Genomic DNA, 26,828 nt, shown 5'->3' with positions numbered 1-26,828 from the left:
AAATTAAAATTTTTTATGCATCAAACTCTTCTTCTTCAAGGCCTGTTGCAATTTTTACAGCGTGGTCAGATATCCTTTCAAGATATCCAATAATGTCCAAAAATACAATACTTGCTTTTGGGGCACATTCTTTAGCGTTTAATCTTTTTATGTGCTGTTTTCTAAATGTTTTTTCAAGGTTGTCGACTTCATCTTCAAGGAATGTTACTTTTTCGACCAGTACTTCATCTTCAGTTTCAAAAGCTTCTATTGCAGTGTCTATCGAAACTATTACTTTATCAAACATGAAATTGAGTTCATCAACTGCAGTGTTTGTAAATTCGATATTGTCTTCAATTACATTTTCAGCATGTTCTACAATGTCTTCTGCAAGGTCGCCAATCCTTTCGAGGCTTGTAACGTTACTTATAAGGCTTGTAATTTTTAATTTTTGACTATCCGAAATTTCTTGGTTCGAAAGTTCAATTAAGTGATTTGTAATTTCGTGAGCCATTGTATCGATTATTTTTTCTTTTTCGTGCACTTCTTTGATACTCTGGACATTTTTATTTACAAGGGCCTCTTTTGAGAGTCTTAAGTTTTCACGTACAAATTTTCCCATTTCCACGACTTCTTTTACCCCAAGACCAACAGCAATGGATGGTGTTTCCATAATAATTCTTGAATCAAGATGTTTTATGGGCATAAATTCTTTTTCGTAGTCTTTTATCGGTATTAATTTTTCAACTGCATAAACGAAAAATCCTGCAAATGGGAGCATTATAAGCGTGTTTGTAACGTTGAATATCGTGTGTGCATTTGCAATCTGCCTTTCAACACTACCTGCGCTTAAACTTTGAATCCATGGAATTAACGGTGTTGTGTAAATCAAAACCATGAATATTAATGCACCTGTAATATTGAATATCAAGTGCATGAGAGCTGCTCTTTTTGCAGTCCTGTTTGCACCAATACTTGAAAGAAGGGCTGTCACACAAGTTCCGATGTTGTCACCAAATAATATTGGAAATGCAACAGCAAGGCTTAATGCACCTGTTGATGCTACAGCAATCAAAAGTCCAATTGTTGCACTACTGCTTTGAATCATAAGCGTCATTCCAAGACCTACGAATAATCCAAGAACTGGGTTTTCAAGATCCATTAACAGATTTGTAAAGAATGGTTCAGCTGCAAGTGGTTTTAATACGCTTGACATTGTGTGCATTCCAATAAATAAAATACCAAAACCAATTAAAACTTCAGCAATATCTGAGTGTTTTCGTTTTTTTGAGACAAGCTGCATAATCACCCCAATTGCAACAATTAGCGGGGCAATGTCTGTTAATTTGAATGCAACAAGCTGTGCAGTAACTGTTGTCCCAATGTTTGCACCCATAATCACCCCAATGGCTTGAGTAAGGTTCATCAAGGATGCATTTACGAAACCAACAACCATAACTGTTGTTGCACTACTGCTTTGGATTAGCATCGTTACAACAGTTCCAACTAACACTCCAAGATATTTATTTTTAGTTAAAACTTCGATAAGTCGCTTTAATCCATCTCCTGCGACTTTTTGAAGCCCGTTACCCATTAAATTCATACCGTAAATGAATAATGCGAGCCCACCAAGAACACCTGCTATAAGTGCAAATTCCATCTGTTCCACCAATATAATCGATATCAGAGATAATGCAATATTATATTCATTTTAATTATAAAATAATTCATAATATATGAACATCAAGGTTTTTAAAATCTAGTTCGAATTATCACTTAAGGAGCTAACTTTATTTAAAACTTTTTTAATAATTAAAAAAATATTATTTCAAAAGTATGTAAATGGGGTCAATTTCCGTTTTTTAGAAAAGTATATATAGTAAATTACATATTCATATACTGTTTAAATTTTTCTAATAGTCAATTTTTGAATTTGAAAGACTAAAACACAAATACACATAAAAAAATATACCGCAAAAGGCTTTATTTTATCAAAGTCAAGAAACCACTTTTTTGGAGGAAGAAAAATGTCAGATGAAAATCTATTGACAACCTTAGACACCTATTTGGCGTCTGGGATACACATCGGTACTCAGCAAAAAACTGAAGATATGAGAAGATTTATCTACAGGGTTAGGGCTGACGGATTATATGTTTTAGACGTTAGAAAGACTGATGAAAGGTTAAGACTCGCTGCTAAATTCTTATCAAACTATGAGCCTGAAGACATCATGGCTGTTACAAGAAGAGTTTACTCAGTAGGTCCTTTAAAAGAATTCGGAAAAGTTACAGGAATAAACACGGTAGCTGGAAGGTTCGTTCCAGGTACATTAACAAACCCTTCAGCTAGAAAATTCGCTGAACCAGAAGTTTTATTTTTGAGCGACCCTAGGGTTGACAAACAAGCATTAAAAGAAGCAATCGAAATCGGAATCCCTGTTATTGGTATGTGTGATACAGAACACTTAACAGCACACATCGATTTCATCATCCCTACGAACAACAAAGGTAGAAAATCAGTATCATTAATGTACTACCTTATTGCAAGAGAATACATGAAAAACAGAGGACTTATTGGTGAAGAAGCTCCATTCTCATACGACCAGTTCCTCGAAAAAGCAATGAATGTTAAAGTAAAAATGAACCCTTCAAACAGACAAAGAGGAAGGTTCCATAGAAGAAGAAGATAATTCTTCTTAAAAAGATTTATGTGGTTTAAATGGAAGATTTGTATCTCGAATGCCCGGGTTGCGATGAAGTAACTCTCCACACTGTATTAAAAGAAAAAGAATCGAAAAAACATTTGAAAATTACTGTAAAGTGTCAGGAATGTGGAACTGTACACGATATAGAAAAAAATTTCAAATTAAAAGATATTAAAATAGTGATAAGCAGATACGACGAATCAGAACAATCTGTACTTCAAATTGCGACAGATGAGATTTTGAAAGTTGAAGATGTAATCTTGGCGTTTGACGAATCTGTTGAAATTACTGCTTTAGAAACTGAAGATTCAAGAAGAGTTTCTTCATCCGCTGCACAAGATTTAAAGATGATATGGGCAAGATCAATAGATGTTCCTAAAAAAGTTGGCATATCTATAAATTCGAGAGAAAGTACATATTCATTCAATATACTTGTTCCACAAGATTATGTATTCGAAGAAAAGAAGATATATCGTGCAGGACGAGATTTCTTCAGAATAAAACAGATAAAAACAGAAAAAGGAAATTTTTCAAGGGAATTAGCCCGTAAAATCAAAAGAATATACGGTGAACCTGTAAAACCACTTAGAGATTACACAGATTTAACCGAATATATGTTATAATGAGGTGTAACAATGGCAAGAATGAAAGCTAGGTCCGCTAAAGGAAAAAGAGTGGCCAAAGATACATGGAAATCCAAAGTATGGTATGATATTTACACACCACAATCATTCGGTGGAGACGTAATTGGACAAACTCCAGCAAACGACCCTGCAAACTTGATCGGCAGGATTTCAGAAATCAGCTTAAGAGACTTGACAAACGAACATTCAAAACACATGACAAGAATGTATTTCAAAGTTGATGGCGTAAGTGGAAACAACGCTACATCACAGTTTGTAGGTCACGACACAACAAGAGAATACTTAAAATCACAAGTTAGAAGAAGAAGAAGAAGCAAAATCAACGCAATCGTTGAAGTAAGAACAAAAGATGGTTTCAAAGTAAGAGTTAAAGCATTAGTTTTAACAGCTGTAAGAGCAAGAGACCACCACAAAACAGAAATTAGAGTTAGAATGGAACAAATAATCAAAGACATGGCAAAAGAAACTCCATTTGCTGAATTCGTACACGCTATGTTAATGGGCGGATTAGGTTCAAAAATCTACGGCGACTGTAAAAAAATGTTCCCATTAAAAAGAGTAGAAATCTTCAAATCCGAAGTTATAGAATTTGGAAAAGCTGCTGAAGCACCTGTGGAAGAAGCTGCTGCTGAGGAAGTAGTAGAAGCTGCTGCTGCTGCTGCTGCTGAAACACAAGAATAATTCCTCTTTTTAATTTTTTAATTTTTAAGTAATCTTCTGTTTTTTAAAGTTTACCCTTATTTATCCATTATTGTCTGGTGGAATTATGAACGACAGATCCTTGGGCATTTTGTTAATGTTTTTAACCGTAATTTTCTGGGGAATTTCATTTGTATCAACAAAAATTATTTTAGAGTTTATTCCACCAATTACAATAGGATTTATACGCGTTGTAATTGCAGCCGTAATTTTAATTTTCTTTATAAGAAATTTTACGAAATATTCAAAAGAAGATTTTGTATACATTGTGTTAGCGGGTTTTTTAGGGATTACTTCATATTATTTATTCGAAAATGTGGCTTTAAAGTATACTACTGCAACTAATGCATCATTAATTGCAGCAACGGTACCTATATTTTATCTGATGGTATCAGATATGGTGGAAAAGAAAATTCCAAGCAAAATAAAGTACTTCGGAAGTTTAATTGGGCTTTTTGGAGTCTTCATTTTGATATTAAATGGAAAATTTGTACTCGAGTTAAATCCGCTCGGGGATATATTGATGTTTGGTGCAGTTTGTACCTGGGTACTCTACACATTTGTAATCCAAAAACTTCAAAAACACGATGATTTAAAAGTTACAAGGGATATAACGTTAATTGGTGCAGTATTCTTTATACCATTTACAATTATAGAACTTGGATATAACGGCATGTTTGAGTTTACAATATTGTTAAATCCATACATTGCATTTTCACTACTTTACCTTGCAATTTTTTGTTCAGCAATAGCTTATTTATTCTGGAATATGGCAATAAGACTTGCAGGTGCAAGTACGACAACAAATGGGGTTTATATTATCCCAATCGTTGCAATGATTACAGATGCCATAATTTTAAAAAATATTCCAAATATTTATGCAATAATTGGGGCGGTTTTGGTGTTATTTGGAGTTTATATCTCTGAAAATGGTGGCAAATTAAAAATAAATTTATAATGTGATAATATGAATGGAAAAAACAGGTCCGACATAACAGCTGGATTGAAGGTAAACATAGTCCTCAAAAAAGACCAAAAAACTGGTAAATTAACTACTGGAATTGTAAAAGACCTTCTTACAAATTCAAGCTATCACCCACACGGAATAAAGGTAAGGCTTGAAGATGGGCAGGTTGGAAGAGTTCAGGAAATTTTAAAATAAGAATAATATTTTTTATTTTTAACTAGTTATCTAAATCTTTTAATACTATTTTTACAGATATTTAAATTAAATTTAGTTTAACTTGAAAACGAGGGTTTTTAAATGAATGTTTTAATTATTGGGGCAGGTGCTGTTGGATTATGTCTAGCTGCTAAATTATCAAATGTAGCAGATGTTTTTGCAGTAACAAGGGAGAGAAATGCAAAAATTATACGCGAATCTGGTTTTAAAATGACTGGAATCTGGGGGGAAGGAACTTTTAACTTTGAAGCTTCTGAAAATGTTCCAGAACGCGATTTTGATTATATTATTATATCTTCAAAAGGACTTGCAACAAAATCAATATGCGAACAATTTAAGGATGTTATAAACGGTAAAAATGTTATCAGCATGCAAAATGGTGTTGGAAACGAAGAAATAATTTTAAGATATACAGATAAAGTGATTGGCGGAACTATTATAACTGGTTTTGAATGGAAGGGGGACGCAAAAGTACACGTTTCAGTAGAAGGGGGCCCGATGACCGTTGGAAGATTCCCAAATGGAACGGATAAAGAAGTAACTGATTTTGTAAAATTAATAAAAAGTTCTGGAATACCTGTTAATGAAACAGAAAATATTCAGGGGGCAATATGGTCAAAAACGATTTATAACTGTGCATTAAATCCGCTTGGAGCAGTTATGAATGTCCCATATGGTGAACTTTCAAATGAACACTCATGGAATATTATTAAAAATATTGTATCTGAAATATTTGAGATAACTTCCAAAAAAGGAGTAATTCTGCCTTGGAAAACGTCAGAAGAATATTTAAAATATTTAAAAGAGTTCCAGCTTCCAAATACTGCTGCACACCATTCTTCAATGCTTCAGGATATTTCAAAAGGAAATATAACAGAAATAGATTTTTTAAATGGTGCAGTTGTGACTATTGCAAAAGAATTTGGAATAAAAACGCCGTATAATAAATTTATTACTGAACAGATAAAGTTCCTTGAAAATTTAAAATCAAAAAAGGAATAAATATTTAAAATTTTTTATTTTGAACATGATTCGTAAATAAATACATCTTCAATTTTTGCTTCAAATAATTCTGCAATTTTAAAGGCTAATTCAAGGGAAGGGTCGTATTTTTCTTTTTCAATTGCAATAATTGTTTGACGTGTCACATTTAACTTTTTTGCAAGATTTTCTTGGGTTAAATTGTGCATTGCCCTAAATACCTTAATTTTGTTTTTCATGAATATTACCTTAAATTATGCCGTATTTTTTACTAAATATGTATCTGAAGAGCATGTTTACAAATAAAATACATAGTGCTGAATACGCTAACAAGGTTCCAATTAACGCATATTCTGGCACATAACTCTTAAAACCCGTTAAAAATACGCTTAAAAGTGCAAAAATTAAGCATACAACTTGTATTGTCAAATATGATGCTTTTTCAGCGACTTTATGCAGAAGTTCATCTTCTATTACTTCATCGAGTTTTTTTCTAAGGTTCATTTTGGTAAAAATTCCGATTACAACTATTAAAACCGCAAGATATCCATTTCCAGTAGTTACTGCCAAACTTACCAAAATTGCAACAGTTATGATTAATATCCTAAGATATTTTTTATACGTTTTTAAATCCATTTAAACACCTTTGTTTATAATAGTTTACATTATGTAATTATAATTATACATAATGTTAAGTATGCTTTACATATATAAATTTAATGTAAAAAGTCCACGTTAATAGCATAATTTAAAAAAATTAAAAGAGTTAATTTTTGTAAGTTCCAATGATATAATCTATAAATTGTTTTGCAGTTCGTCCCGAAAAGCCGTTTTGCGACATGCCCCATTTTACAGCATCTTCACGAAGTGTTTCCCATGCCATAATCATTCCTGTTTGATCGGACAATTTTCCAATATTCATCGAATAAAATTTCACGTCATCGGCCTTACACGGATTAATCCCGTTTTCAATAGCAAGTTTTTTAACCATATTTAAGTATTCTTCTTGCGTTGGTGAATAGAAACTTAAAGTTATTCCAAATCTGTCTGAAAGTGACATTTTTTCATTTATTGAATCGTTTGAATGAATATCTGAATCTCTTTCTGACCAGGATTCTTTTATGAGGTTTCTCCTGTTTGAAGTTGCATAAATTATTACATTTTCCGGTTTTTTTTCTAAGGTTCCTTCAAGAACTGATTTTAATTCTTTATATTCAGTTTCATTATCTTCAAAGGATAAATCATCGAGAAATACTATAAATTTTTTATTTCTATTCCGTAAATGGTCTACCATCTGTCCAAAATCTTTTAATTGGCTTTTTTTAAGTTCGATAATTCTTAAACCATCAAGACAGTATTCTTTTACAAGGGATTTTACAAGGGATGATTTTCCAGTTCCCCTAGATCCGACAAGTAAAATATTATTTGCAGGATTTCCTTCGATAAAAGCAGAGGTATTTTTCAAAATAATTTCTTTTTGGTAATTGTATCCAACAATGTTTTCCATATCCACTAAATCACAGTATTTAATTCCTGAAAATCCGGTTTTATTATTCCACCTAAATGCTACGTGGTCTACCAGTTCACCGGAACCGATTTTATAATAATATTCGATAATAGAATCTAAAAGTTCAGGAACAGAATCAATATTTAAAAGTTCTTCCCTATAATCTGAAAATACGGTTTTTTCATCCTTGTAAAGTGTGGGTGTGTAATTTTCAATGGTTTCATCTTCTGAATCCATAATGTTCCGTAAATGCTTGGTGTCTATATCCATAATTCGTTTTAAAACGCCTATATCTTTAAATGCAAGTTCATAAAGGCTTTCCAAGTTACCATAATGCTTTTCACAAGATATCGCGAATATATTTTCATCTTTTAAAATGGCGTTCATGATGTATGATTTTAAAATATTTCCGCTGAGATTTTCATTTTCAGCTTTTATAATCAAATCATGGGTTAATCCATAGTAATTTTTTTCCACTATTGATTCATCCGGTTTATCTTCTGAGAGTTCTCGTATTATATTTATTAAATAGCCTATTATTTTATCGTCAAGAAGATTTCTATATATTATAATCCTATTGGAGTCGATTAGAAGCTTTCTAAACTTAAATTTCATTGAATTTTGGTTATTAAGAAATGACATCTGGGGATTTACCATTAGATTACACCGTTTTAAATTTAAGAATTTACTTATGAACTAATTTAAAATTCATTTTATAATTTAGTTGCGATTAAAAAACTAAATATTATATTTTATTTTTCATAAACTGTGACGGGCTCTAACTGGCTGTCTATTATCAAGTCAAAATCAATATCCTTATCCCAGCCTTGTTTTTGAAAAACGCTCGAGAAACAGATCCCTACTACTTTTTTAGGGCTTATTTTATCAATTAGTGCGTTTACATCTGAGGTGGTAACTTTGGAATGAGGCATTGCAAGCCCTCCCATTAATACCAGCATTTCTGGATTAATTTCGGTATTATTATCCAAGTTACTGTAATTGTAGCCCAAACTTCCCAAATTAAGTTTTGAAATTTCATCTAATTTTGCATCAGGGGTAAAATATTGTTCTTCAATAGTTCTTACAGCATAAGCATTTAATAATGCAAAAGGAAGACATACTCCTTTTGAACCGCTGTAAAGGATACTTTTAGAGCCATATTCTGATACTGCTGCTTTAAAATGTCTTAATTGTGAAGAAATTCCCTTATCTTCTGCTATTTTTTTCACATTATCACCGCCATTGGCCAATATTTATATACTATTATATAGATTTTCCGCAAGACATAAATACTTTGTGGATTAGATTTAGAATTAAAAATATGTGGTTTAAAACCACACTGGTAATTGTTATGAGAGAAGTTTTACTTTCAGAATGCATCGATCTGCTTTATGAATCCCATTTTGTGATATCAAAACCTTTTGGAAGGTCTTGTTTTGATTTAATCGCTAAAAAAGGGAATTTAAGATTATTAATAAAGATTTTGAAAAACATAGATAGTTTGAGCACTGAACAGTCTGAAGAACTGTTAAATATTTCAAAAATGCTTCAAGCAGTACCTGTAATTATTGGAACTCGTACGAGAAATTCAGTAATGGAAGAAGGGGCCGTATATGAGCGATACGGTATAAAAGCAGTTACTTTTAATACGTTTCGGGAGCAATTGGTGGGCGAGCCTCCAGTAGTTTATGCAAACAGGGGCGGATTTTTTGTAAATATTGATGGAAAGGTTTTAAGGGAAACTCGTGAAAAATTAAAGATTTCTGTTGGAGAACTTGCAGAAGTATCTCGAGTTTCAAGAAAAACAATCTATAAATACGAACAGAACGAAGCAAATCCTTCTGCTGAAGTTGCAATAAAAATAGAAGAATATCTAGATGTTCCATTAATTAAAGGAATTAACATAATGGACTGTATAGATGGATTAAAATCCCAGAAAAGTCGTGATGATGCTTTTGAAAAGATATTGAAAGAAGGAGAAGATTTTAAGATACGCGTTATTGATATTTTAGGCGATATGGGCTTTAATTTACTTGAAACTACAAAAGCTCCTTTTGATGCCGTAGCAGAAGAATCAAAAGGGGAAGATGCAGAAAATCAAAATATTATATTTACAAATATTCAAGAAACTGAGAATGAAGAGATAAGAAGAAAGGCAATGATTGTTGATGAAATTTCTAAAATATTAAACAGTCATTCTTTGCTCGTTCTTGAGAAAAAAACCAATGAAGATAAGAGAATTACAAGTATGAGTATATCCGAACTTGAAAAAATTGGAGATACCGTAGATTTACTCGACTTTATAGAAAAAAGGAAAAAAACAACGAAATAATTATAAAATTACTATTTTTTAAATTTTTTAAAGAATTCTATTTTTAAAATTATTTTATTTTATTTTATTTTATTTTATTTTATTTTATTTTAAAAAAATTAAAAAAAGTTATTATTATATTTTACTTTTTTGAAAGGAAGCTTGCACCAATATATACTGCAAAAGCTACGAATGCAAGGTTAATAAGTCCACTTACCCAGTAACCTAAATTTATGGTGTATCCTACAATCAAGTAACCTAAAAACGCCATGATTCCTATCAAGGTCGTGTATGGGAGTTGTGTTTGGACGTGGTCGATGTGTTTCGTACCTGCCCCTGTTGAACTCATAATGGTTGTATCAGATATTGGGGATGAGTGATCACCATATATTGCACCACCTAAAACTGCAGCAACGAATGGAACAACGAATTCAGGCATTCCAAGTCCAACTGCCATAGGAACTGCAATCGGGAGCATGATTCCAAAAGTACCCCATGAAGTACCTGTTGAAAATGCCATGAATCCGGATAACAGGAAAAGTATTGCAGGTAAAATTTGAACCGGCAAGCTGTTTTGGATTAATGATGAAAGGTATGTTCCAGTTCCAAGGTCCCCAATTACTGAACCTAAGGACCATGCAAGTATAAGGATTGTAATTGCAGGGAGCATTAATTTTGAACCTTTTGCAAAAAGGCCTGCAATATCGTTTACAGGAACTGCTTTTGAAGCTGTAAAGTAGATCACTGTAAACAATAACGATATTAAACCTCCCCAGAAAAGACCCCATGATGCATCCATGCTTAAGAATGATTCAATAACTCCGGCGCCTGCAAAAAGGCCTCCTGAAATCATAAATGCAAAGATAATTGCTAAAATGAGAACTACTAATGGTAGAACAAGGTAGGAAATTTTTCCGCCGCTTAATGGTTCAATTTCTGATTCGATTGCTGCAGTTTCTGCATCGCCATTGAATAAATCGCCAGTTTCCGTAGCAACTTTTTCGTGAACTTTCATTGGACCAAAATCCATTTTTTTAAAGGATATGATAAATGCAACCATGAACAGCGCAACAAGTGCATATGTATTGTATAGTATCGCTGAAAAGAACACGCCTGATGGACTCATGCTTGAAAGAGCTCCTGTTCCAACACCTGATTCACCTAAATTTCCAACAACAGCTGCAAACCAGCTTGAAACAGGCATTAAAATACATACTGGTGCTGCTGTTGAATCGATGATATATGCAAGTTTGGCTCTTGAGATTTTGAATTTGTCAGTAATTGGTTTCATTACTGTTCCAACAGTTAAACAGTTAAAATAATCATCAATAAATAACAAAATACCAAGTAACGATGTGGAAAGGCTTGCACCTTCTTTTGATTTAATTTTTGTAGATGCCCAGTTTCCGTATGCAAGAGCTCCGCCTGCTCTCGTGATTAATGCAATCAATATACCAAGCATTACTAAAAACAATAATATTAACAAATTCCAGAGATTTCCAACGCCCGTGAATGATGAAATTCCTGTAATCGAAGTTAATTCAACACTTCCAATAATTGTATTTACAATATGTGATGCAGATGCAACAATATTCCAGTTGTTGTAAAGGAGTGATCCTGCCAAGATACCCAAGAAAAGAGACATGTAAACTCTTTTAGTAATCAAGGCCAATCCAATTGCTACAACAGGTGGCAATAAAGATAGTATGCCAAAATCCATAAATATACCTCCAAAAAGTCTATTTTAATACATTATTAATAAATTCTATATATAAATTACTTAAAAAAAGAAATAGAAACATATAAATGCTTATTCTAAATTGTGCATTTGTGGAAGCATTGAAACTTTGAAAGGTTCCCCAAAAGCTCGATCTCCAGCATCCCCGAGTCCCGGTACGATGTAGCCGTCGTTATTTAATTTATCATCGATTTTCGTTACGAATATTTCGACATCTGGAAATTCTGCTTTTACTGCATTTATTCCTTCTGGCGCTGCAAGAACTCCAACTATCATCAGTCTTTTAGGTTTAGAATCTTTAAACTCTTTTAAAACATGAATTAGTGTAGATCCTGTTGCAATCATTGGGTCAGATACAATAACCGTATCTTCGGGCGTAACTTGTGGAACTTTTATGTAGTTCATTTCTATTTTAAAATCAGGCGCATGTCCTCTTGATGCAGAAACGATTCCTACTTTTGCAGATTCAAAATTTTTTATTAATCCTTCCATTAATGGAAATGCAGCTCTTAAAATGGTTATAATGACTACATTTGACCTATCTTTTGGAAAAATTCCTTTGGTTTTTTCTAAAGGTGTTTGAACATGCATTTCTTCAAATTCCATGGTTTTTGTGAGTTCGTAACCCATGTATCTTCCAAGTCTAACAAGCCCTTTTCTAAAAGAAATATTTTCAGTGCTTACATTTCTTAAATTGGTCAGTGTTTCCATCAAATAAGGTGAATCTTCAAAGGAATAAACTCCTTCCCATCTTTCATCTTTTATCATAATTTACCCTCTAAATCCTTAATTTATTTTATAATATTATTTTTTTAACAACTGGTCCATTAATATTGCGGTTATTGCACCAACTGCCATTCCTGATTCTAAAATGCTTGAAATGATTTTTGGAAACAGGCTTAAAAATTCTGCAGGAAGTTGCGGTGCACCAAGACCAAGTACGAGTGCACTTGCTAATATGAGCGTGTTTCTATCATTTAATTCAACTTTATCTTTTATTAATTTAAGACCTGTAATGCTGATCATACCATAGAGTGCGGTTGTAAGTCCTCCCAAGACCGGTGCAGGAATGGATGCCAAAAGACCTGAGAATTTAGGAATCATTGACAGAAGAACCAATATTACAGCACCAATTTGAACTACCTGAACGCTTGATACTTTTGTTAAAGCAACAAGACCTATATTTTCTGAATAACTTGTTGTACCGCATGCACCAAAAAGCCCTGCAAGGGTACAGGAAAATCCTTCTGAAGCGATACCTCTATTTATCTTGTTATCATCGATTTTTAAATCTGCAATCGTTGAAATTGCGTGGTAATCTCCGACACTCTCGATAATACTGACCATAAATGCAAACAATAATATTATAATTGCATTAACATCAAAAACAGGCATTCCCCAAGGCATAAGTTTTGGCAGTGCAAACCATGAAAGCTGGTTCATCATTGAAAAATCCACAAGACCTAAAAACATGCTTATAACATACCCGACAACAGCCCCGATTATAACAGGCATTGCTTTTAATGTTCCCTTTCCCTGTAACGATACGAGTATTGTTGTGATAAATGTGAGTGCAGCAACAAGTATTGAAGTTACTATCGAACTTCCTGCAGGGTCTGCAAAGTAATTAAACGAATATTGAACAGCAACATCTGCAAGACTAAAACCAATAAGCATGATTGTAACACCAGTAACAATTGGTGAAAAAAGCTTTTTTAATTTTCCAATAAGTCCTAATGCACCTGTGGCAGCTTCGATAACACCGCCTATAATCAAAGCACCTTCAACTGCAGCAAGACCCATTCCAGAGCCAACTGCAATTAATCCTGGTATAAATGCAAAACTTGAACCTTGTACAATTGGAAATCTTGAACCTGCAAACGTTTGAAGCAGTGTTGCAACCCCCATTGCAAGAAGTACCGCCTGGAGTAATAATGCGATTTCAGACATCGAAAGTCCGATTGCATAACCTACAACAAGGGGAACTGTTACTGTTGCACCAAACATTGCAAGTACGTGTTGAAAACCTAGTGCTATTCTTTTCATTTTTTGTATCCTCCAAAAAAGTATTAACAATTAAAAACGTGTTTATCCAAATAAATATGGATAAAATATTATATAAAATATCTCAAAAAAGAAGAATATTAAAATGATTTATTTTTTTAGAATTTAGGAATATATAAATGAATTATTTAAAAATTAAAAAAATTAGATATTTTCATTGTTAATTTTTAATATATCCAGCACTTTTTTAGGAAGTAGCATTAAAACTACATAAGCCCAAATTGCGGATAAAACAATGTCTGCGATCATTAACGGAAATTCTGCAAAGTATATTGCTGCAGAGATATTTAATCCAGTATTTAGATTGATAGTCGTTGCATATGAAAGAATGGTCTGATCAAGCGGACCTCCAAAAATAAACATTTCTATTGGTATTACTAAACACAGTGCTATAATTGATATCAAAAAAGCATGTAATATCATCGAAGTAAATTCTCGATCATGCTTAATTGCAGCGTAACCTGCGACAAAACCAACAACAACATTTACAATTGTAAACGGAATATAAACAGAATTAACCGTAGAACCAATAATTAAATTTGAGAAAAGGCCCGTTAGTGCCCCGCCTGCAGGTCCCAGTAGTAATCCACATAATATAGTGCCCAAATTGTTTAGAAATATTGGTAAATCATAAGATGTGGCAATGAAGCCGCCCAAAACATTAATTGATATACCAAAGGCAGTTATCAAATAAGGTAATTTATTATTCACGATACCACCGGTAAATTAGTTAAAAAAGTTAGGTTTTTAATATTTATATAATTTACCAATTAATTTGGGCGATAATCCCTATAATGATAAAATTATGGATTAAAATTGCCTTTCAGACGATAATTTAGTACTCTCCTCTGAAAAGAGCTTTTTTATCATCCAATCAACATCAAATTCTTGAAGGTCAGAATACCTTTGACCGACACCCATGAATAAAATTGGTTTTCCAATCGAATAAGCAATTGAGAGTGCAGCGCCCCCTTTTGCGTCAGCATCTGTTTTTGTAAGTATTGCACCATTGATATTGATTGCATTGTTAAATTCTTCTGCCTGGGATATTGCATCGTTTCCAGCAAGTGAATCTCCAACAAAAATGATTAAATCTGGTTTTGTAACTCGGACTACTTTTTTGATTTCATCCATTAAGTTAATGTTTGTAGTCTGTCTTCCCGCAGTATCTGCAAGGACTACGTTTAATCCTTTTGCTTTTGCGTGGCTTATTGCATCATAAATTACCGCAGCACTGTCTGCCCCTTTCTGGTGCTTTATAACTTTTATTCCCGTATTTTTACCGTGTTCTTCAAGCTGTTCTATTGCGCCGGCTCTAAATGTGTCTCCTGCAGCCATTACTGCAGAATAACCCTTTTCTTTTAAAATGTAGGCCAGTTTAGATATTGAGGTCGTTTTTCCAGTCCCATTTATTCCAACAAATAATAATACTGCAGGTTCCTCATTAGCCTTTTTTTCATCGATAAGGTTAAAGACATCAATTTTTTCTTGTGACAATATTTCTTTTATCGATTTTTTAAGTGCATTTATGGTTATTTCTTCTGGATCGTCTTTTGCAGATATTTTAAGCCCTACAAGCTGATTTTTCAATGATTCAATGATTTTTTCAACGACATCAAATGCAACATCTGCTTCAAAAAGTTCCATTTCCATTTCTTCAAGCACGTCTTCAATATCGTCTTCTGTTAATATCACATCTTTTCCAAGAACTTTTTTAATGCTTTTTGTAACGGCTAATTTGTCTAAAAATCCAATTTTTTCCTTTTTTTCAAAAGATTCAGTGTTTATTTCTTTTAAATCTTTTTCTGGTTTTTCTAAATTGGTTTTATTTTCTTCACCAATTATTTCGGGAGTTTCTTTTAAGTTGGATTCTTCTACAGCTTTAGCTTCTCCTTTCGTGTAAATTTTATCACTTAATTTTGAAATGGTATTATTTAATTTTTCCTTTAGACTTCCAAACATTATTTTCCACCTTTCGGTATTGGGAATTGTTGTTAAAACTGTTATACTGTTTTATTTTAAATATATTATATTTAATTAGTGTATTTACAGGCATATAACCATAACGTTTATATAGAACTTCAAAGTAAGTAATATTCAGAAATCGAGAAATGGGTGATAAAACATGTTTGGTAGAGATCCAAAAGATCCCTTTTCAGAAATATTCAAAGTTTTTGGTATGGGAGTTCCTATGGAGGGCCTTGGGGGCTCAATGGGAAAATCAATGTTTCAAATGAACTCAATGGGTTTAGAAATTAGTGGTAAAGGTTTCATGCCTATAACGCTAATCGAAGGCGATGAAACGATTAAAGTAATTGCATTAGTTCCAGGAATAAATAAAGACGACATTGTAATAAATGCAATTGGGGAAACTCTTGAATTAAGGGCTAAAAGGGCCCCAATGGCTATAATGGAATCAGAAAAGATAATTTATTCTGAAGTTCCTGAAGATGAAGAAGTTTACAAAACTATAAAATTACCAGCTCCTGTTAAGGAAGGAAATTCTTCAGCTAAATTTGAAAACGGAATGTTGATTGTAACGCTTCCAAAATCAGAAAAAGCTAAGAGAACCGGAATTGACATAGAATAACTGATTTAAAATCAATAAAAATACTTAATTTTTTTATTTATCTATTTTAAAATTTTTAATAATGCTTTTTTATAGTTGTAGTTTTAATCAGTTCTTAACAATAATTTTTGGGATTTTAATGAAAAAAAGACATCTTGAAATTTTACTTGACAATTTAAAACCGCATCCAAAACCAAAAGCGCATCTCGAACAATATTCTATCGAAGGAAACCTTGCAAGCGAGTTTTTGCTGTTTGCTAAGGAAGATATTGATGGCAGTTTTGTAATTGACCTAGGATGCGGCAGCGGCCGACTTATAATTGGTGCTAAAGTTCTTGGTGCAGAACATGCAGTTGGAATCGATATTGATGAAGAAACAATTGATACTGCAAAAGAAAATTTGAAAAATTTAAATGTAGATTCAAATTCAGATTTAAAAGTCGATTTTTTAAATTCCGATGTTAAAAATATCGATAAAAAATATTTTGAAGATAATTTTTCCGATTTTAATGGTTTAAAAAAGGTTGTTATTCAAAATCCGCCGTTTGGATCTCAAAAAAAGTATGCTGATAGAATTTTTTTGGACAAAGCGTTTGAAATCGGTGACGTGATTTATACAATACACAATACTGCGACAAGGGATTTTTTAATAAATTATGTTAAAGAAAAAGGTCGAGAAATTACGAATATATTCCAGGCAGACTTTAGGATACCTGCAATTTATGAATTCCATAAGAAAAAGGCTGTAAATGTTCCAGTAGATATTTATCGAATAGTATAAATTAAACACTGTTCAAACTACGGTTTTATTTTTGAATAATCAAAATCGGAAAATATATATATCAATATAACTAGATGAATTTCTGTGAAATAAAAAATCAAAAATAAGGAATAAATACAAATGAAAAAGAGGGATGAAAATGACGCATACGCAGAGTAGCATCAGGAATTTGAATTGTATCGTAAATAAATTATGTGGCGCATTAGGGTTTAGATTGTTTTTTTCATACCAGTGGTATTATTAACTGCTGAGAATTGTTTGTTTAAGTAAACTGTATTCGTAAATTGTTCGATTGCAGAATTTTGCAGGTTTTAAGGAATTTAATGATAAGAGTATATTCTCCACACTATATACTATAAATCTAAAGAAGACACTATACAATTTTTAAGGTGATTGATTATGGAAATGTTCGACAATATCAAAAATGTAGGAAAACTTATCAGATTAGAAAGAATATTCGATAAAAGAAGCGAAAAAACAGTAATAATCCCTATGGACCACGGTGTTTCATCGGGGCCACTTGACGGTATAAAGGATATGCGGATTACGACAAATGCAGTTGCTGACGGTGGTGCAAACGCAGTTTTAGGCCACAAAGGACTTGTAAGGCACGGACACAGGGGATACGGAAGAGACATCGGATTAATAATACACATGTCTGCAGGAACTTCAATTTCACCTGATCCAAACAAAAAGGTAATTGTAACAACAGTTGAAGATGCAATGAGAATGGGTGCCGATGCAGTATCTTTACACGTAAATGTTGGTGCAGAATCAGACTTTGAAATGTACAGGGATTTAGGTTTAATTTCAGAAACCTGTGAACACTGGGGAATGCCTCTTATTGCAATGATGTACCCAAGAGGCCCAAAAATTAAAGACGAAAAAGACCCTGAAGTTGTCGCACACGCTGCAAGACTTGGTGCTGAACTTGGTGCTGATATTATCAAAACAAATTACACTGGAGACCCTGACACCTTCAAAGAAGTTGTTAAAGGATGCCCTGCACCAATTGTTATTGCAGGCGGTCCAAAAACAAACACTGACGAAGAATTCTTACAAATGGTAAAAGATGCAATGCATGCAGGCGGAAAAGGAGTAGCTTCTGGAAGAAACGTATTCCAGCACAAAGATGTCAAAGGAATTACAAGTGCAATCTGCAAAATCGTTCACGAAGATGTTGAAGTAGAAGAAGCATTAAAAGAGATAAAAATCTAAATTTCTCCTTTTTTTAAAAAGTTACCTATAAATATCATTTTTTTAAAAAAGATTATTATAATTAAGGGCGGTGGTACTATTAAGCCAAATGTAATCATAAATTACAAAACTTACACGGAAAGCGTTGGTAAAAGCGGTTTAGCAATTGCAAAAGCTGCAGAAAAAGTTTCAGAAGAGTCTGGAGTTACTATCGGAGTAGCACCTCAATTTTTAGATTTAAGAATGATTTTAGATGAAGTAAATATTCCTGTTTATGCACAACACATGGATGCAGTAACTCCTGGAAGCAGTACTGGACATATATTGCCTGATGCATTAAAAGATGCAGGAGTCACTGGAACTCTTTTAAACCACTCTGAAAGAAGAATGATTCTTGCAGACCTTGAAAAATGCATTGAAATTTCAAATAAGCTCGGATTAAAAACTGTTGTCTGTACAAACAATATATCTGTTTCAAAAGCAGTTTCTGCGTTAAATCCAACTTCAATTGCAGTAGAACCTCCAGAATTGATTGGAAGCGGAATACCAGTTTCAAAAGCAAATCCTGAAGTTGTATCTGGAACTGTTCGAGAAGTTCGAGAAATTAACAAAAACGTTGAAATATTGTGCGGTGCAGGTATTTCAAAAGGGGAAGATGTAAAATCTGCGCTTGAACTTGGAACAAACGGTGTTTTGCTTGCATCAGGGGTTGTAAAAGCTAAAAACGTCGAAGATGCAATAAGAGAATTAATTGCAGAAATTTAAAAATAAATTCCTTTTTTAAAAATTATTTACTTATTTTTTTCTAAAATTCACTATTACGTTAATGATACCTCTAATTTATCTTCTGTAATACTATATACATATATATTATTAAATATTAACCATATTTTTGTTAATTTATTAATAAGTTAGATATGGGGTGCAATATGAAAAAAATAATGTTGACAATAATGGCAATTCTCATAATTTCCTCATTTGCGGGCTGTATTGGTGACAATACTCCAGTGGATGACGAAATTACGACTGTAAATATTGTTGATACTATTGGACGTGAAGTGGATGTTCCAAAAGAAGTTAATAGCATTGTATGTGTTGGTTCGGGTTCATTAAGGCTTCTGACGTATCTAGATGCAGTAGATATGATATCAGGTGTAGAAAATTCAGAAACAAAACCAACGGGAAGGCCGTATAGTCTTGCAAATACGAAAATATATTCAAGTTTACCCATAATAGGACAAGGAGGCAGTGATCCAAAGCCAAATCCTGAAGCAATTATTGCAGTTAATCCTGATGTACTATTTATTACATACGTGGATAAACAGACTGCAGATGAGTTACAGTTACAAACTGGAGTTCCAGTGGTGGTTTTAAGCTACGGTGGCGCTTCTAGAGCTTCTTTTGAAATAAATTCAGTATATGGGTCATTAACACTTGCAGGGGATATCATTGGAAAGGAGAATAGGGCAGATGACGTAATTGAATTTATGAAGCAAAATTTTGAAGATTTAAATCAAAAGACTAAAAATATCACCGAAAATGAAAAACCAACTGTGTATCTTGGCGGAATTGCAAAGTCCGGCTCTCAGGGGATTACCTCGACACAGTATAAATTTTTACCTTTCGAAGCACTGGGTGCTAAAAACGTTGTAAACGAGCTCGAACTTGGAAATGATCCACAACAAACGTTTGTGGATAAAGAAAGGCTGATTTCATGGAATCCGGACTATATTTTTATAGATGAAGGAAGTTTTAATGGAATAAAAGAAGAGTATGGGAAAAATCCCGAGCTTTTTAACTCATTTACTGCATTTAATGGTGGAAATACCCATGCAGTTTTACCAATTACATCTTATACGATAAATATTGGAACACTGCTTGCAGATTCTTATTATATTGGAAAAACGATATATCCTGATCAGTTCAATGATGTAAATCCCGAAGAGAACGCAGACGATATATATAGCTTTTTAGTTGGGGAAGGAGTTTACAACCAAATGAAAAGTGATTACGGAGGATTTGGAAAAATTGATTCAAATACTTTTGAAATCAAATAATTTTAAAATATATTAAATTTCTTTTTTAATTTTTAAAATTAGTTTTTAAATAAAATTTAAAAAAAATAAAAAAAATTAATTATTCAATTTTTACTTCGACATTTAAAAAGACTGGGCCTCTAACGTCGATTACTTTATTTTTGCTCATTATCTGTTTTAACGCGATATCATCGATTTTTAAGTTAATGTCGCTTAAACTTCTGACAATTGGAACTTTAACTTTGAATTCAGACGTGTTTGACACAAATGCTTCTTCTAATTTTGAAGTAATTTTAAAGCAAAGTGCATCGATATATCGAATGCCTGTTGCTACCCCTTCTGCTTTTCCTTTTTCTAAGAAGTCTTTAAATTCCTCTTTTACTCCATCAAAGCTTTCAGGAATTCCAATTACATTTCCATCGTAAACGTAGATTTCGTTTAAAATTGAAGGTCCAAGTAAGTTTTTACATTCTTCTTTTTCGAAAATATTTATTTTTACATTTTTCTTGGTTTTTCCAAATGAAAATGTTTTTTCAATGGTTAATTCACAAGGGGATTTTAAATCTTTGTTTTTAACGCATGAATCAATTAATTCTTTTGTTAAATCGTAAATTTCATCCATTACTGGAACTTTATCAAGTTTTACCATTGAAGCGACATCCCTGTCATTAAGTTTGTGTTCGTAAAACTGAGGATATACCATTTCTCGAACATCTGCGAAATTTCCAGAAATCATTGCAAGTCTTTCAACACCAAGTCCTAAATTCATGACTGGTACATCTATTCCGTATTTACTTAATGCAACTGGCGAATATACTCCAAATGTAGCAACTTCGAGCCATTCTTTTAATTTTGGGTGGTATGCGTAAACTTCTGTCTGTGTTTCAGGTGTGTAATATTTACTTTTCTTTTCATCAGGAATGAATTTAAAGTTCGTAAAGCCAAATTGCGATAATAATCCTTCTGCAATTGCTTTTCCGTCATTAATATCCACGCCTTCACCTGCAATTGCACAGGATGCAGAGTGGTATGTCATTAAGTGGCTTTTATCTTCTTTCTGTTCTCTTCTAAAACATCTATCGATTGAAAAGAGTTTAAATGGGAGTGGCTTTTTGTTCATTAAGTCTGAAACAGTAAGGAACCAGCCTGAAGTCATATGGCTTCTTAAAGTTAATTTTGAAGAAACTGCGGTTAAATCCTTAAATTCTGGGAAAACTTCTTCTAAAATTTTTAAACCCATCTCGCTTGAAATTTCAAGTGCATTTGAAATTTCTAAAACTAAGTCGTCACCATCAAGTGTTCCTTTTTTGTATCCGTGAAGTATTTTCTGCAAACTTTCTTTGTGTTCAGAAACTTTAATTCCAAGTTTTTCAATCTGTGAAATTTTTTCATCGCTCAAACCAACGTCTGGTCTTGGAAGTCCTGCCAAATAAAAGCATCTATCTAACACTGCCATAGCTTCCGGGCCAAACTGTTTATAAATATCTCTTTCATCGACGATTACGGGATTTATATATTCTTCAAAACCCATTCTAAGATATGCTTGTCTTAAATTTTCAATAGTGTCATTTACAGGGTGTGTTTTTCCAAAAACTGGTTTTATTCTCGGGTAACTTTCGTTTATCTTTTTAGCTTTTATAAGGTCTTTAGTTTCGATCCATGCTTTTTCAAAGTCCTTATTGGCCATTTCAATGATTTCTTCTCTTTTAAACATCAGTATCACTAAATTTCTAAATTTTATGATGAAATGTAATCTTTATATTCATAATAGTTGCTTATATTATATATTAATTAACTGGGGTGAACTTATGGCAAATTTTTTGGCTAGGTACTTTGGGTTTGAAGAACATAAAACAAACTTCAAAGTAGAGACCATGGCAGGAGTTACGACTTTTATGACCATGGCGTATATCATATTTGTAAATCCGTCGATTTTAAGTCTGGCGGGAATGGATTTTGGGGCAGTAATGGTTGCAACATGTATATCCGCTGCACTTGGTACTTTTATAATGGGCGTTTATGCTAAATATCCGTTTGCACTTGCACCGGGAATGGGTTTAAACGCATTCTTTACATTTGGTGTGGTCATGGGCATGGGCCTAAGCTGGCAGACTGCTCTTGGTGCTGTTTTTATTTCTGGTATTTTATTCATTTTGTTAACATTAACTAAAATTAGAACCTGGATATTTGACGCGATACCTGATGCTTTGAAATACGGTACTGCTGTTGGTATCGGGTTATTTATCGCATTTATTGGCTTAAAATCTGCAGGAGTTATCGTTGCAAACGAAGCTACTTTGGTAGGTCTTGGAAACGTGCTTTCACCTGCAACATTTTTGGCACTCTTTGGTTTATTTGCAACTGCTGCAATGATGGCTAGAAAAGTAACCGGCGCAATTCTCTGGGGTATTATCTTAACCGCAGTAATTGGCATGGGCCTTGGTGTTTCAGCACTTCCTGCAGGTTTAGTTGCAATGCCTCCATCCTTAGCACCAACACTGATGCAGATGGATGTTATGGGAGCTCTTAGTTTTGGTCTTATAAACATAATTTTGGCGTTCTTCTTTGTGGATTTATTTGATACACTTGGAACACTGAGTGCTCTGAGTTCACAGGCAGGATACATGAAAGATGGAAAACTTCCAAAAGCAGAAAAAGCATTAATGTCCGATTCAGTCGCAACTGCGGTTGGTGCAGCTTTAGGTACTTCAACAGTTACAAGCTACGTTGAATCTGCTTCAGGTATTGGACTTGGTAGAAGAACCGGATTTGTATCGGTTGTAGTTGCCGCGTTATTTTTACTTTCGATATTCTTCTCACCATTTGTTGCGGCAATCCCTGCATATGCCACAGCTCCTGCATTAATAATCGTTGGGGCTTTAATGATTTCAGCAATAAAAAGAATCGATTTGGATGACATTACTGAATCAGTTCCTGCATTTATTGCATTAATTACAATTCCTTTAACGTACAGTATTGCAACAGGACTTCAATTAGGGTTTATTTTCTACCCATTAATTAAAATAATTGCAGGACGTTCAAAAGAAGTACACCCAATCGTATATTTACTTGCAATCATCTTTGCAGCAAGGTTTGTGTACATTGGATAAATAAAAAATCTTTTTTTATCTTTTTTTGTTATACTATTTATTTTGAAATTAAAAAAAGTAAATTTAAAATTATCTTCCATATGTTATTCCACCTTTTTTACAGGCAGTCACACACTGAAAACATCGGATACATTCTTTTTCATCCATATTATCCAGTATATTAATCTGCATTGGGCATTTCTTTTCACAAAGTCTGCAGGTGTTACATTTATCATTAGATTTTATTTTAAAAACCGGTTTTACAGATAGAATTCCAAGAAGTGCTCCAATTGGGCAGAAGTACCTGCAGAAAAACATCGGTATAAAATATCCTAAAATTATGAATAATCCTAGAAGTATAAATGAAATTACAGTTCCATTTAATCCTGCAAACGAGCCAATTGGACATACTCCACAAATTACATAAGTTGCATATTTAAAAGTCAAATAAAGCCCGATTATTAAGAGAATATATTTTAGATAAATCAATTTGTTATGGATTTTCGGATCTACTTTTGGGAGTATTTTTGAATTATCTATTTTCATTTTTAATTTATACGTCCATTCAAAAATGATTCCAAAGGGGCATATAAATCCACAAAAAAGTCTCCCAAAAACAACTGAAACCGCAGAAAGTCCAATTAATTGGGGTGTAATCTCGCTTAAATTAAATGTTAAAAGAATTCTTTGAACAAAACCTACAATACACAGACAAAAACTATTATTCACTAAAAAATATCCTAAAAATGATGTTTTGATTAGATTTCTTATTAATTGGAAACTAATTTTCATTTAATTCACCAAAAACTCCTTAAGTCAATCCATGTAAACAAAAAATCAATTATTTTTTCTGAAAAAGACTTATTTTCTTCTGAAATTGTATTTTCAGTAATATTTACAATGCCTTCTTCTACCATGCAGTCAAATATTGCATATTTTATATCAACAACTGAAAAACCATATATTGAACGAATCTGATCGATTGTAATGCTGTCATCTACCTCAATATTTAGTTTATTTTTCAAAGATTCAGTTTTTATTCCGTAATATTCGCAAATTTCTTTAATTGTATAAGTTTTTAATTCTTTTCCCGATAGTGAAACATAAGTTTCAACTAGATCACCATAGCTTGCATTTTCAGAACTTGAAACGGTTTCTTTTAGATTTTCAGGGACCGGTTCGGAATGGTCGCAAATTTGATTATTATTTGTATCAATATACCTTCCGCAGGCTCCGGGAAACTCACAATCTGAATCTGTAACTCCAAACGGGCAGTCATCCCATGCAAAAGTTGTTACAATCGAAATGAACAATAAACTTAAAACTAAAATCTGCATTTTCATCATTTCACCAATATAATAATATTATGAAACGAATTTAAAAAAAGTAACTGAAAAAAGTAAAATTGATTGTTATATTTCACAAACGTTATTCTGAAGTTTCATTGTTTTCTTCTTCATCGTCTTCGTTTTCTTCTTCGGTTTCATTTTCGTATTCTATTTCTTCTTCATCGTCGTCAGAATTATCTTTTGAAGATTTACCGTTGTTTGTTTTTACTTTAACGGTTTTTTCGACTTTTGTATTTCCTGTAGTTTTGTACTGTTTAGCTTTTAAGTCATCTTCCAACTGGATTGCAAGAGCATAAGCATAACTGTAGTTTCCGCCATTGTATGCATCAGTTAATGCACCATATTTTGTATCGAGTTCTGAAATATTGATTCCGTTCTGTTCTAAAGCTTGAAGAGTTGTCTGAATAGTATTCATTCTTCTTTCAATTTTTGCTTTTAAAACATTTCCAGGCATTGAAGCAGTACTTACCTGGAATCCATGGTTTTGAAGTCTTTTTAAAAGTCCGCTGTAGTTGTATGCAGCATCTTCTAAAACTGTAATGTTATCAGATATATTTTCCATAACTTCTTCGCTTACTGAGGTTTTGTTTCCATCAGTTAATACAAAGGTTACATTGGTGATATTTCCGTATGTATCATTTGTGCCGTTAGCATAAACGATTAATATTGATTTGTTAACGAATAAATCTTTAAATCTATTTATTGTAAGGTTGTTTGTATCAAATCTATCTGAACCATTGATTCTTTCAACAGTAATATTTTCATTTTCTAATGCAGTTGTATAATTTTCAGGAACTGCCACAGTTCCGCCAATTATCACTACATCTTCAGGAGATTCGTTTAATATTTCATTTAATGTATCATTGCTGAAATTTCCCCATGGGGATTCAACGAGTACAAATTCGTCGAGTTCGTCAGCAATAGTTTGAGCTACGAGTTTGTCTGCAAAGTTGTCACTTACTAAAATGACATCGCTTGCATAAGAAACCGGCATTAATAGAATCATTAATAGAACTAATTTTTTAAAAATGTCCATAAAAATCCCTCTAAACGTTTTAAAGGCAATAAAATAGTATTATTGTTTATTATATATTAAATTATTTAATTGTTGTAGTTAGGACTATTATTTTTTGGATTGTATGTGATTTTTGGCCCGTTCCAGTAAACGTGGCGGTTTTGATGTTTGTAACTTAGTAAATTCCTTTCAAGAACTATTTCTCCAGCATAGGCCTGTTCTAAGTTCTGATTTCTTATGGAATTATTTATAGAATTTAAATCATTTCTAAGTGGAGTACAATTTATTCCGAGCTGTTCCATGGTTTCGATTTGGAGTTGTAACTGTTCCATTTTTCTGTAAACAGTTCTATTCAACACGCTTTCAGGCATTGATTGAGTACTTACGTAAAATCCTTGATTTTGAAGTCGTGCCATCACATTGTTTGAATTAAATACTGGATTTTCCATAATGGTAACTCTTCCAGGATCAAAATCTCCTAAATCTTCATCATCAACGGACAATGCCGTACCATTTGATAAAATTACGATATTGCTTCCAGCATTACAAAATTCTGGTCTATCATCGTCCCCATAAACTATCCACATATTTCTGTCCTGGATCTGATCTTTAAATTTTAATATTACATTTTTGTTTGTCTGGTACCTATCAATACCGTATATTCTTTCAACAGTTATTCCTGCTTCTTCTAATTGGGTGTCGTATTCAGAAGGAACTGCAACAGTGCCTCCTACAATAATTACGTTTTTTGGATTTTCGTTTGATATCTGTTCAAGCACATCATCGTCATAAACTCCCCAAGATGTATTTATAACAACGTATGAATCGTTAATTGTTGGAATAATATTTGCGCTTGCACAGTCTGAAACAGTGTCGCTTACAAGCACGACATCGCTTGCAGATACTGGAATAATTAAAACTAAAAAAATAGCGAATATTTTGAAATAATCCATTGTATCACCCCGATATATCCATATATAA

Annotated in this window: 28 protein-coding genes; 13 read left to right on the top strand and 15 right to left on the bottom strand. The window is 32.9% G+C overall.

Going from position 1 to position 26,828, the window contains the following annotated elements; all coding sequences use genetic code 11:
* Positions 1 to 13: 13 nt before the first annotated feature.
* Positions 14 to 1,639, bottom strand: coding sequence for a Na/Pi cotransporter family protein (locus MMJJ_RS01555; protein ID WP_104837382.1), 1,626 nt, complete (start codon positions 1,637 to 1,639; stop codon positions 14 to 16).
* A gap of 367 nt (positions 1,640 to 2,006) precedes the next feature.
* On the opposite strand from MMJJ_RS01555, the gene rpsB reads away from it, so the two are divergent.
* The 6 genes from rpsB to MMJJ_RS01525 all read left to right on the top strand — a co-directional run bounded on the left by rpsB (position 2,007) and on the right by MMJJ_RS01525 (position 6,212).
* Positions 2,007 to 2,669, top strand: coding sequence for a 30S ribosomal protein S2 (gene rpsB / locus MMJJ_RS01550; protein WP_011170611.1), 663 nt, complete (start codon positions 2,007 to 2,009; stop codon positions 2,667 to 2,669).
* A 29-nt stretch (positions 2,670 to 2,698) separates the two neighbouring features.
* Complete coding sequence (locus MMJJ_RS01545) at positions 2,699 to 3,307, top strand: HVO_0476 family zinc finger protein (RefSeq protein ID WP_104837381.1); 609 nt, start codon at positions 2,699 to 2,701, stop codon at positions 3,305 to 3,307.
* 12 nt (positions 3,308 to 3,319) lie between these two features.
* Positions 3,320 to 4,009 carry a 30S ribosomal protein S3ae gene (locus tag MMJJ_RS01540; RefSeq protein ID WP_104837380.1) on the top strand — a complete coding sequence of 230 codons (690 nt, stop codon included), beginning with the start codon at positions 3,320 to 3,322 and terminating at the stop codon, positions 4,007 to 4,009.
* Positions 4,010 to 4,094: 85 nt separating this feature from the next.
* The gene (locus MMJJ_RS01535; protein ID WP_104837379.1) at positions 4,095 to 4,985 is read left to right on the top strand and encodes a DMT family transporter; all 891 of its coding nucleotides are present in this window, start codon (positions 4,095 to 4,097) and stop codon (positions 4,983 to 4,985) included.
* Positions 4,986 to 4,994: 9 nt separating this feature from the next.
* Entirely contained in the window at positions 4,995 to 5,189 is a 195-nt protein-coding gene (locus MMJJ_RS01530; protein ID WP_011170615.1) for a YwbE family protein, read from the top strand.
* Between the two features lie 102 nt (positions 5,190 to 5,291).
* Positions 5,292 to 6,212: a ketopantoate reductase family protein gene (locus MMJJ_RS01525; RefSeq protein WP_104837378.1), complete on the top strand. Its 921-nt coding sequence runs from the start codon at positions 5,292 to 5,294 to the stop codon at positions 6,210 to 6,212.
* A 14-nt stretch (positions 6,213 to 6,226) separates the two neighbouring features.
* On the opposite strand, the gene MMJJ_RS01520 is transcribed toward MMJJ_RS01525, so the two are convergent.
* The 4 genes from MMJJ_RS01520 to MMJJ_RS01505 all read right to left on the bottom strand — a co-directional run bounded on the left by MMJJ_RS01520 (position 6,227) and on the right by MMJJ_RS01505 (position 8,927).
* Complete coding sequence (locus tag MMJJ_RS01520; protein ID WP_104837377.1) at positions 6,227 to 6,430, bottom strand: helix-turn-helix transcriptional regulator; 204 nt, start codon at positions 6,428 to 6,430, stop codon at positions 6,227 to 6,229.
* A gap of 10 nt (positions 6,431 to 6,440) precedes the next feature.
* Positions 6,441 to 6,827: a DUF2178 domain-containing protein gene (locus MMJJ_RS01515; protein ID WP_104837376.1), complete on the bottom strand. Its 387-nt coding sequence runs from the start codon at positions 6,825 to 6,827 to the stop codon at positions 6,441 to 6,443.
* Positions 6,828 to 6,957: 130 nt separating this feature from the next.
* Positions 6,958 to 8,340, bottom strand: a complete 1,383-nt coding sequence (locus MMJJ_RS01510; RefSeq protein ID WP_244901543.1) for an ATP-binding protein — start codon at positions 8,338 to 8,340, stop codon at positions 6,958 to 6,960.
* 110 nt (positions 8,341 to 8,450) lie between these two features.
* The gene (locus MMJJ_RS01505) at positions 8,451 to 8,927 is read right to left on the bottom strand and encodes a DUF2124 domain-containing protein (protein WP_104837374.1); all 477 of its coding nucleotides are present in this window, start codon (positions 8,925 to 8,927) and stop codon (positions 8,451 to 8,453) included.
* A gap of 122 nt (positions 8,928 to 9,049) precedes the next feature.
* On the opposite strand from MMJJ_RS01505, the gene MMJJ_RS01500 reads away from it, so the two are divergent.
* A complete protein-coding gene (locus MMJJ_RS01500; RefSeq protein WP_104837373.1) occupies positions 9,050 to 10,030 on the top strand; it encodes a transcriptional regulator in 981 nt (326 codons plus the stop codon).
* Positions 10,031 to 10,151: 121 nt separating this feature from the next.
* On the opposite strand, the gene MMJJ_RS01495 is transcribed toward MMJJ_RS01500, so the two are convergent.
* The 5 genes from MMJJ_RS01495 to ftsY form a co-directional block, all read right to left on the bottom strand.
* Positions 10,152 to 11,729, bottom strand: coding sequence for a Na+/H+ antiporter NhaC family protein (locus tag MMJJ_RS01495; protein WP_104837372.1), 1,578 nt, complete (start codon positions 11,727 to 11,729; stop codon positions 10,152 to 10,154).
* Positions 11,730 to 11,819: 90 nt separating this feature from the next.
* Positions 11,820 to 12,515, bottom strand: a complete 696-nt coding sequence (gene upp, locus MMJJ_RS01490; protein WP_013998949.1) for a uracil phosphoribosyltransferase — start codon at positions 12,513 to 12,515, stop codon at positions 11,820 to 11,822.
* A 36-nt stretch (positions 12,516 to 12,551) separates the two neighbouring features.
* On the bottom strand, positions 12,552 to 13,793 hold the full coding sequence (locus MMJJ_RS01485; protein ID WP_104837371.1) for a uracil-xanthine permease family protein: 1,242 nt from the start codon (positions 13,791 to 13,793) through the stop codon (positions 12,552 to 12,554).
* 162 nt (positions 13,794 to 13,955) lie between these two features.
* Positions 13,956 to 14,522: an ECF transporter S component gene (locus MMJJ_RS01480; RefSeq protein WP_104837370.1), complete on the bottom strand. Its 567-nt coding sequence runs from the start codon at positions 14,520 to 14,522 to the stop codon at positions 13,956 to 13,958.
* Positions 14,523 to 14,621: 99 nt separating this feature from the next.
* The gene (gene ftsY, locus MMJJ_RS01475; protein WP_104837369.1) at positions 14,622 to 15,773 is read right to left on the bottom strand and encodes a signal recognition particle-docking protein FtsY; all 1,152 of its coding nucleotides are present in this window, start codon (positions 15,771 to 15,773) and stop codon (positions 14,622 to 14,624) included.
* Between the two features lie 163 nt (positions 15,774 to 15,936).
* Here ftsY and MMJJ_RS01470 point away from each other — a divergent pair, with 163 nt between their 5' ends.
* From MMJJ_RS01470 to MMJJ_RS01450, 5 genes are all read left to right on the top strand, one after another.
* Positions 15,937 to 16,401, top strand: coding sequence for an Hsp20/alpha crystallin family protein (locus MMJJ_RS01470; RefSeq protein WP_104837368.1), 465 nt, complete (start codon positions 15,937 to 15,939; stop codon positions 16,399 to 16,401).
* A gap of 118 nt (positions 16,402 to 16,519) precedes the next feature.
* Entirely contained in the window at positions 16,520 to 17,161 is a 642-nt protein-coding gene (locus MMJJ_RS01465; protein WP_104837367.1) for an METTL5 family protein, read from the top strand.
* Between the two features lie 399 nt (positions 17,162 to 17,560).
* Complete coding sequence (locus tag MMJJ_RS01460; protein ID WP_104837366.1) at positions 17,561 to 18,379, top strand: 2-amino-3,7-dideoxy-D-threo-hept-6-ulosonate synthase; 819 nt, start codon at positions 17,561 to 17,563, stop codon at positions 18,377 to 18,379.
* 78 nt (positions 18,380 to 18,457) lie between these two features.
* Complete coding sequence (gene tpiA / locus MMJJ_RS01455; protein ID WP_104837365.1) at positions 18,458 to 19,123, top strand: triose-phosphate isomerase; 666 nt, start codon at positions 18,458 to 18,460, stop codon at positions 19,121 to 19,123.
* A gap of 164 nt (positions 19,124 to 19,287) precedes the next feature.
* Positions 19,288 to 20,415 carry an iron ABC transporter substrate-binding protein gene (locus MMJJ_RS01450; protein ID WP_104837364.1) on the top strand — a complete coding sequence of 376 codons (1,128 nt, stop codon included), beginning with the start codon at positions 19,288 to 19,290 and terminating at the stop codon, positions 20,413 to 20,415.
* A 79-nt stretch (positions 20,416 to 20,494) separates the two neighbouring features.
* Here the strand turns inward: MMJJ_RS01450 and sepS are convergent, their stop codons facing one another.
* Positions 20,495 to 22,108, bottom strand: a complete 1,614-nt coding sequence (sepS, locus tag MMJJ_RS01445) for an O-phosphoserine--tRNA ligase (RefSeq protein ID WP_104837363.1) — start codon at positions 22,106 to 22,108, stop codon at positions 20,495 to 20,497.
* Between the two features lie 94 nt (positions 22,109 to 22,202).
* Between sepS and MMJJ_RS01440 the strand changes: the two genes are divergently transcribed.
* Entirely contained in the window at positions 22,203 to 23,504 is a 1,302-nt protein-coding gene (locus MMJJ_RS01440) for an NCS2 family permease (protein ID WP_104837362.1), read from the top strand.
* A 69-nt stretch (positions 23,505 to 23,573) separates the two neighbouring features.
* Here MMJJ_RS01440 and MMJJ_RS01435 read toward each other — a convergent pair whose 3' ends face one another.
* From MMJJ_RS01435 to MMJJ_RS01420, 4 genes are all read right to left on the bottom strand, one after another.
* Positions 23,574 to 24,275 (bottom strand): 4Fe-4S binding protein, encoded by a 702-nt coding sequence (locus MMJJ_RS01435; RefSeq protein ID WP_104837361.1) that lies wholly within the window; start codon positions 24,273 to 24,275, stop codon positions 23,574 to 23,576.
* 5 nt (positions 24,276 to 24,280) lie between these two features.
* Positions 24,281 to 24,826 carry a hypothetical protein gene (locus tag MMJJ_RS01430; RefSeq protein ID WP_104837360.1) on the bottom strand — a complete coding sequence of 182 codons (546 nt, stop codon included), beginning with the start codon at positions 24,824 to 24,826 and terminating at the stop codon, positions 24,281 to 24,283.
* An 85-nt stretch (positions 24,827 to 24,911) separates the two neighbouring features.
* Positions 24,912 to 25,868 (bottom strand): cell wall-binding repeat-containing protein, encoded by a 957-nt coding sequence (locus tag MMJJ_RS01425; protein ID WP_104837359.1) that lies wholly within the window; start codon positions 25,866 to 25,868, stop codon positions 24,912 to 24,914.
* Positions 25,869 to 25,933: 65 nt separating this feature from the next.
* Positions 25,934 to 26,800, bottom strand: coding sequence for a cell wall-binding repeat-containing protein (locus MMJJ_RS01420; protein ID WP_104837358.1), 867 nt, complete (start codon positions 26,798 to 26,800; stop codon positions 25,934 to 25,936).
* Positions 26,801 to 26,828: the final 28 nt, after the last annotated feature.

Origin of the sequence: Methanococcus maripaludis (genome assembly GCF_002945325.1) — an archaeon.
Lineage (GTDB): Archaea > AGJL01 > Methanococci > Methanococcales > Methanococcaceae > Methanococcus > Methanococcus maripaludis.
Note: the sequence above shows the minus strand (reverse complement) of the source record. Positions and strands in the feature narration are given on the sequence as shown.